General features: G+C 66.5%; 6 protein-coding genes. All 6 read right to left on the bottom strand.

Annotated features, from left to right (window positions below; translation table 11 throughout):
• Positions 1 to 129: 129 nt before the first annotated feature.
• The 6 genes from rfbC to ABW137_RS06780 all read right to left on the bottom strand — a co-directional run bounded on the left by rfbC (position 130) and on the right by ABW137_RS06780 (position 6,830).
• The gene (gene rfbC, locus ABW137_RS06805; protein ID WP_526398196.1) at positions 130 to 747 is read right to left on the bottom strand and encodes a dTDP-4-dehydrorhamnose 3,5-epimerase; all 618 of its coding nucleotides are present in this window, start codon (positions 745 to 747) and stop codon (positions 130 to 132) included.
• Positions 744 to 1,739: a dTDP-glucose 4,6-dehydratase gene (rfbB, locus tag ABW137_RS06800; RefSeq protein WP_526398194.1), complete on the bottom strand. Its 996-nt coding sequence runs from the start codon at positions 1,737 to 1,739 to the stop codon at positions 744 to 746. Before rfbB ends, rfbC begins: the two co-directional genes overlap by 4 nt.
• A 27-nt stretch (positions 1,740 to 1,766) precedes the next feature.
• On the bottom strand, positions 1,767 to 2,624 hold the full coding sequence (locus tag ABW137_RS06795; protein ID WP_526398192.1) for an LLM class F420-dependent oxidoreductase: 858 nt from the start codon (positions 2,622 to 2,624) through the stop codon (positions 1,767 to 1,769).
• A 61-nt stretch (positions 2,625 to 2,685) separates the two neighbouring features.
• Entirely contained in the window at positions 2,686 to 3,531 is an 846-nt protein-coding gene (locus tag ABW137_RS06790; protein ID WP_526398190.1) for an LLM class F420-dependent oxidoreductase, read from the bottom strand.
• 58 nt (positions 3,532 to 3,589) lie between these two features.
• Positions 3,590 to 5,092 (bottom strand): ATP-binding protein, encoded by a 1,503-nt coding sequence (locus ABW137_RS06785; RefSeq protein WP_526398188.1) that lies wholly within the window; start codon positions 5,090 to 5,092, stop codon positions 3,590 to 3,592.
• A 40-nt stretch (positions 5,093 to 5,132) separates the two neighbouring features.
• Positions 5,133 to 6,830 carry an FAD-dependent oxidoreductase gene (locus ABW137_RS06780; protein WP_526398186.1) on the bottom strand — a complete coding sequence of 566 codons (1,698 nt, stop codon included), beginning with the start codon at positions 6,828 to 6,830 and terminating at the stop codon, positions 5,133 to 5,135.
• Position 6,831 lies beyond the last annotated feature (1 nt).

Here is a 6,831-nt window from a genome sequence, read left to right as displayed (position 1 = left end):
CAGCCGAACTCGAACGTCAGCACGTCTGTCGTGACGCCCGCACCGCACGGGCCGGTGTCGACCGCGGCCGTCAGGACCGCGCAGTCGCCGGCCTGGTTGCCAGGCCGATCCCCGGTCGGGGTGCCCTTCTCAGGCGCCGTCTGAGGTGCGCAGCCTGTCGACGAACGCCCGGGCGTCCTCCCACGTCGGCAACAGGCCCGTCGCCTGGATCTCGGCCAAGGTCGGCGCCACGGCATCCCGATCAGACAGGTTCGGTTCGGAGCCGTCGACGAGGGGCCAGTCGATGCCGATCGCCGGATCCGTGGCGAGGATGGTGTGTTCGCGGTCGGGGGCATAGCCCGCTGAGCACAGGTAGGCGATCGTCGAATCATCCTGCAAAGCCAGGAATCCGTGCGCCAAACCCTCCGACAGGTACACCGTGCGATGGTCGTGGGCATCCAGCAACACCGAGTCCCATCGACCGAACGTCGGTGAGCCCACCCGGATGTCGACCACGACGTCGAACACCGAGCCGTGCAGGCACGTCACGTACTTGGCCTGACTCGGCGGGAGCTGTGCGAAGTGCAGTCCACGCAGCACGCCCGCTGCCGACACCGAGACGTTGGCCTGCCGGAAGTCCAGTCGATGGCCCGTCATCGCCGTTAACTCGGAATCAGTGAACCACTGGAAGAAGCGGCCGCGCGGATCGGGAAAGACCTTGGGCGTGATCTCCCACGCGCCGGGCACGGACAGTTCGCGGATGGTCATTGGCTGCGCTCCTCGTACCGTGCTTCGGAGGCATCCTTCAAAGGGCCCCACCATGATTCATTGTCGCGGTACCAGGCGATGGTGGCGGCCAGACCGCTCTCGAAATCGGTGTGCTTCGGCGCCCACCCCAGTTCGTCGTTGAGTGCCGTCGGGTCGATCGCGTATCGCAGGTCGTGGCCCACCCGGTCGGTCACGTGCTCGAAGTCGTCGGGATCGCGGTCCATCAGGCGAAGGACGCTGCGCATCACCGACAGATTGTCGCGCTCGCCGTTGGCCCCGATGAGATACGTCCTGCCGGCTTCGCCATCGGACAGGATGCGCCACACGGCGTCGTTGTGGTCGTCGACGTGAATCCAGTCCCGGACGTTGGCGCCCGCGCCGTACAGCTTGGGGCGGCGGCCCGTCAGCACGTTGGTGATCTGGCGGGGGATGAATTTCTCCACGTGCTGGTAGGGCCCGTAGTTGTTGGAGCAGTTCGAGATCGTCGCTCGGACGCCGTAGGACCGCACCCAGGATCGCACCAGCATGTCCGAGGCCGCCTTGGTCGACGAGTACGGACTCGACGGGTTGTACGGCGTCGACTCGGTGAAGCGCACGGGATCGCCGAGCGGCAGGTCACCGTAGACTTCGTCGGTCGAAACGTGGTGCAGACGAACGCCGTTGCGGCGCACGGCTTCCAGCACGGTGAAGGTGCCGACCACGTTGGTGTGCACGAACGCCCCCGGGTCGGCCAGCGAGTTGTCCACGTGCGTCTCAGCGGCGAAGTGCGCAACCGCGTCGGACTCGGCGACCAGTTCGTCCACCAGGTTGGCGTCGGTGATGTCGCCCTCGACGAGACGAATGTCGCCGGCCACCGCCGCCAACGACTCGGTGCTGCCCGCGTAGGTCAGCGCGTCGAGCACCGTGACCTGTGTGTCTGGGTGCTCCCGCACGGCAGAATGGACGAAATTGGCGCCGATGAAGCCGGCTCCCCCCGTGACCAGCAAACGCATGATCGAAAACCCTAGCGGGTGTCCGGGCTAGCCGTCGACCGAGAGTCCCAACGGCCCCGCCAATTCCGCGAGCGTCGGCACCAGCTTGTCGGCGCCGCCGAGCACCTGGATGCAGACGTGGTCCGCTCCCGCGGCGATGTGCTCGTTCAGTCGGGCGGCGATGTCGTCTGGCGTCCCGTGAGCGACCACGGCGTCGATTAGCTTGTCGCTACCCGGTTTCGTGATGTCGGCGTCGGTGAAGCCGAGCCGCTTCCAGCTGTTGAGATAGTTGCTGAGGTTGAGGTAGAAGTCCACCGCCTCGCGCCCGATTGCTCGCGCCTGGTCGGCATCCCTACTCAGGACCACCTTGTGCTCGGGGGCCAGATACACGCTGGGCCCCATCAGTTCGTGGGCCTGCGCGGTGTGTTCGGGCGTGGTCAAGTACGGGTGCGCGCCCGCGCTGCGCCTGGCCGCCAGCTTGAGCACCTTCGGTCCGAGCGCCGCGACCACCCTGCGACTAGTGGGGACGTTGGCGGCGTCCAGTGCGTCGAGGTACTCGACCAGCACGTCGTAAGGCTTCCGATATTCCTCGGTGTGCTCGGGGTGGCCGATCCCAATCCCAAGCAGGAACCTGCCGGGATGGGCCTTCTCGATCCGGTGATACGACTCGGCGACCTGCTCGGCGGGTGCCGCCCACACGTTGACGATGCCCGTGGCCAACTGCAGCGTGTCGGTCGCGTCCAGGATCGGCTCTACGAAGGCCAGGTCACCAGCGGGGGATCCACCCACCCAAACGGCGCCGTAACCCAGCTTCTCGATCTCGACTGCCTGCTCGGGACTCACCGCCCCGAAGGTCCAGACGCCGAAGCGCCCCAGGTTGGGTTTGAGGTCGGCTGCTTCAGTCATGCGCGATCCACTTTGTTATTCGCTGGTAGGTCATGCGCGTCCCTTCGGAATCCAGGTCAACTCATTTCAAGCCGAGCGGCCCCGCCAGGTCAGCCAGAGCGGGTACCAGCTTGTCAGTATCCGCCAACACCTGAACCGGAACATGATCGGCTCCAGAGGTGAGGTGTTCGGACAGGCGCGCCGCGATGGCGTCCACCGTCCCGTGCGCCACGAACGCGTCCACCAGCTCGTCGCTGCCCGGACGGGTGACGTCCTGGTCGGTGAAGCCGAGACGCTTCCAGTTGTTCACGTAGTTGGCGAGGCCCAGGTACAGGTCCAATGCCTTGCGCCCGACCGCGCGTGCCTGCTCGGCGTCCGTGGTGAGGACGACCTTGTGCTCCGGGGCGAGGAAGGCGTCCGGGCCGACGAGCTCGCGCGCGCCTGCGGTGTGTTCGGGATTCGTCAGGTAGGGGTGGGCGCCTGCGCTGCGTCGCGCCGACAGCTTGAGCACCTGCGGTCCGAGCGCGGCCACCACGCGGCGGTCTTTGGGCACGCCGTACTCGTCGAGCTTGTCCAGGTACTCGGTCAGCGCGTCGTACGGCTTCTTGTACTCGGTGTGCGCCTCGGGATGGCCGACGCCGATGCCGAGCAGGAACCGGTTCGGGTAGGCCTTGTCGATGCGGTGGAACGACTCGGCGACCGGACCCGCCTCGGCGGTCCAGACGTTGACGATGCCTGTCGCCAGCTGCAGCGTGGTCGTCGCGCCCAGAATGGGTTCCACCCAGTCGAGTTCGGCAGCGGGCGACCCACCCGCCCAGATGGCGCCGTAGCCGAGCGCTTCGATCTCCCGAAGCTGCGCAGGGGTCAATCGTTGCCACATCGAATGGTGACCGAACACGCCGAACTTGCCAAGATTGGGCTTTGTCATGCTGGGGTCAACCCGGGTGGTCGACGCGACTATTCCACCGTGCTGGTGCCGATCGAAATCAGGCGGTCGTACGGACGACGGCCTCGCCGAGATCCGGCGATGTGTCGGCCGGGGACTCCTCCGGCTTCGGCGCCACCAACGGCAGGATGATGATGAACCGAGTGTCACCCGGCTTCGACTCCACGCGGATGTTGCCGTGGTGCTTCTGCGCGATGATGCGCCACGCCAGGTCTAGGCCGAGACCGGTGCCCTCGCCGAACGCCTTCGTGGTGAAGAACGGCGTGAAGATGCGATCGATGATGTCCTGAGGAATGCCGGGTCCGTCGTCGCAGATCTCCACCTTGATGGCGTCCTCGCCGACGGGTGCGGTACGAATGGTCAGCGTGCCATGGCCATCCATCGCCTGGATCGCGTTGTCGATGACGTTCGTCCAGACCTGATTGAGATCGCCTGGGTAGCACTGGATCTCGGGCAGTGAGTGGTCCAGCTCCTTGACCAGCTTGACCGGCTTGTCCTTGCCGACCCGCTCCCCGAACATCATGATGGTGCTCCGCAGGAGTTCGTGGACGTTGGCGCTCTGGTACGGCGCACGGTCCATTTGCGAGTACTGCTTGGCGCCCGCCAGCAGCGCCGAGATCCGGCTGCTCGCCTCGGCGATCTGGTTCATCATGAGCTCGGTGTCGATGGTGTACCTCAGCCAGCCGATGGCACCCTGCAACGATGCGGTCGCGTCGACCTCGTCGACGGAGGCCGAGATGCGCTCCAGCCAGTCGGTGTCCAGCCCCGCCTCGACGAAGGTCGGCGCGTAGTCCCACGCCCCGATGATGCCGTGGTCCTCGAGCCAGTCACCGATCGCGTCCTCGCGGTCGGAGGCCTCCAACGCGGTGAGCTCGAGCGCCTTCGACTTCGCGACCTGTTCGGCCACCTCTTCCTGGATCGTCACCAGGACGCGCAGACCCTCGGGGCTGAACTTGCCGTCGGCGAGCATCGCCAGCTTGTGGCGCATGCCGGCGACCTTCTCGCGCAGGTCGGAGACGGCGCGGGCGGCGGCCGCGGCCGGGTTGTTGAGCTGATGGGTCAGGCCCGCGGACAGCTGGCCGAGCGCCAGCAGCTTCTCCCGCTGGTCGATGATCTGGCGCTGCCGAAGCCCGCCGACCTTGAGGCCTTCGAGCAGGTGCACCGCCATGGGCAGCTCGGTCTTCACGAAGTCGCCGAACGCCTCGGCTTCGAGCACGAAGAACTTCGACGGCTTGGTGACGCGTACGGAGGACTCGTAGACCTGGGGTACGCCGTCGACGTACGCGCTCCACGCGCCACAGTAGACACCGCGCTGCGAGGTCCGATTGGTCTCGATGTCGGCGCCGCCGGAGCGTTTCGACATGGACAGTTCACCCTCGATGAGGACGTAGAAGCACGTCGCGGCTTCGCCCTCGATGCAGATTGGTCCCGGATCGAAACGCGCCAGGTGTCCGTGGGAGCACAGCGACTCGAGCTGCCGGTCAGTCAGTTTCTCGAAGAGGAACAGCGTGCGGAGCTCGTCGGGCAGACATGTTTCGCCCATTGGGGGGTTCCTTTCTAGGCCACGCCGGCGGTGCCGGCCATCACGCTTCAGCCAGGTAGCGGTGCACAAGCATCACGGCCATCGATCCTTCACCGACGGCGGCCGCCACCCGCTTCGCGGATTCCGAGCGCACATCCCCTGCAACAAACACACCGGGCACACTTGTTTCCAAGTGGTGCGGCGGACGATCCCTGTCCCATCCGCAGACGTCCTTCAGGTCCGGCCCGGCGAGCACGAAACCGCGGTCGTCGAGCGCGAGCACGCCGTCGAGCCAGTCGGTGCGCGGGGTGGCGCCGATGAAGCAGCACAACCGGCCGCAGTCGACCTTCTCGCGCGTCCCGCTTTGCTTGTCCTCCAGCCAGAGGCCGGTCAGGTGATCGTCCTCGCCGCAGGTGTCGACGACCTGGGTGCACGTCTTGACGTGGATCTTGGGGTTCGCCTCGATCTGCTCGATCAGGTAGTGCGACATGGACGCCTCCAGCGACGGCCCGCGCACCAGCAGCGTGACGGACTTCGCCGTCTTGGACATGAACATGGCGGCCTGGCCTGCCGAGTTGGCGCCGCCGACGATGTAGACGTCCTCGTCCCGGCATTCCTCGGCGTCGGAGACGGATGCGCCGTAGTAGACGCCGCGGCCGACGTAGTTGCAGCCATCGGGGTTGTCCGGGTCGCTCCAACAGCCCACGACGCGAAGCTCCTGATACTCCACGCCGGTCGCCAGGATCACCGAGCGCGCGCCGATTGTGCTGCCATCCTCGAATTCGATGGTCGGGGCAGCCTCGCCCACGTGCAGCTTCACCACGTCGCGGGTGGTGATCACCTCGGCGCCGAACCGTTCCGCCTGCCTGCGGGCCGAGTTGGTAAGTTCGGCGCCTGAAACGCCGATCGGAAAGCCCAGGTAGTTTTCGATTCGGGAGCTGCGGCCCGCCTGGCCGCCCGTCGTCGTGCGTTCGATGAGTACGGTCTCAAGCCCCTCCGACGCGCCGTACACGGCGGAGGCCAGGCCTGCCGGTCCGCCGCCGATGACGGCGAGGTCGTACATCGGCAGGGACGGCTCGGTGGACAGCCCGAGGAGCTCGGCCAGCTGGCCGTCGCTGGGTTCGACCAGTGCCTCGCCCTTCTCGGTGATCACCACCGGCAGCGCCATGCCGTCGAGTCCGGCGGCGTCGAGAAGCTGCTTGCCCTTTGGCTCGTCGGCCATGAACGCGCGGAACGGGAACTGGTTGCGCGCCAGGAACTGGCGCACCTCCCAGGATCTCTGATTCCAGCGGTGGCCGATCACCTTGGTGAACGGCATGGCTCGGTCGCCGACGGCCCGCCAATCCTCCAGCAGTCCGTCGATGACGGGGTACAGCTTCTCCTCGGGCGGATCCCACGGCTTGAGCAGGTAGTGGTCGAGGTCGACGACGTTGATGGCGTCGATGGCAGCGTGGGTATCGGCGTAAGCGGTCAGCAGCACCCGCCGGGCCAGTGGAAACAGATCCATGGCCTTCTCGAGGAACTCGATGCCGCTCATCTGGGGCATCCGGTAGTCGGCCACCAGCACCGCGACGGTTTCGCCGCGGAGCTTGAGCTCCTTCAGGGTCGCCAGCGCGTCCGGGCCGCTTTCGGCGCGGACGATTCGGTAGCGTTCGCCGTAGTGGCGACGCAGATCTCTTGCCACCGCACGCGAAACCGCAGGATCGTCGTCCACGGTCAGGATCACGGGGTTGCGGGGCTGGGAAGTCGGTCCAGTCATC

It is taken from the genome of Mycobacterium sp. (assembly GCF_040509115.1).
Classification (GTDB): Bacteria; Actinomycetota; Actinomycetes; order Mycobacteriales; family Mycobacteriaceae; genus Mycobacterium.
Note: the sequence above shows the minus strand (reverse complement) of the source record. Positions and strands in the feature narration are given on the sequence as shown.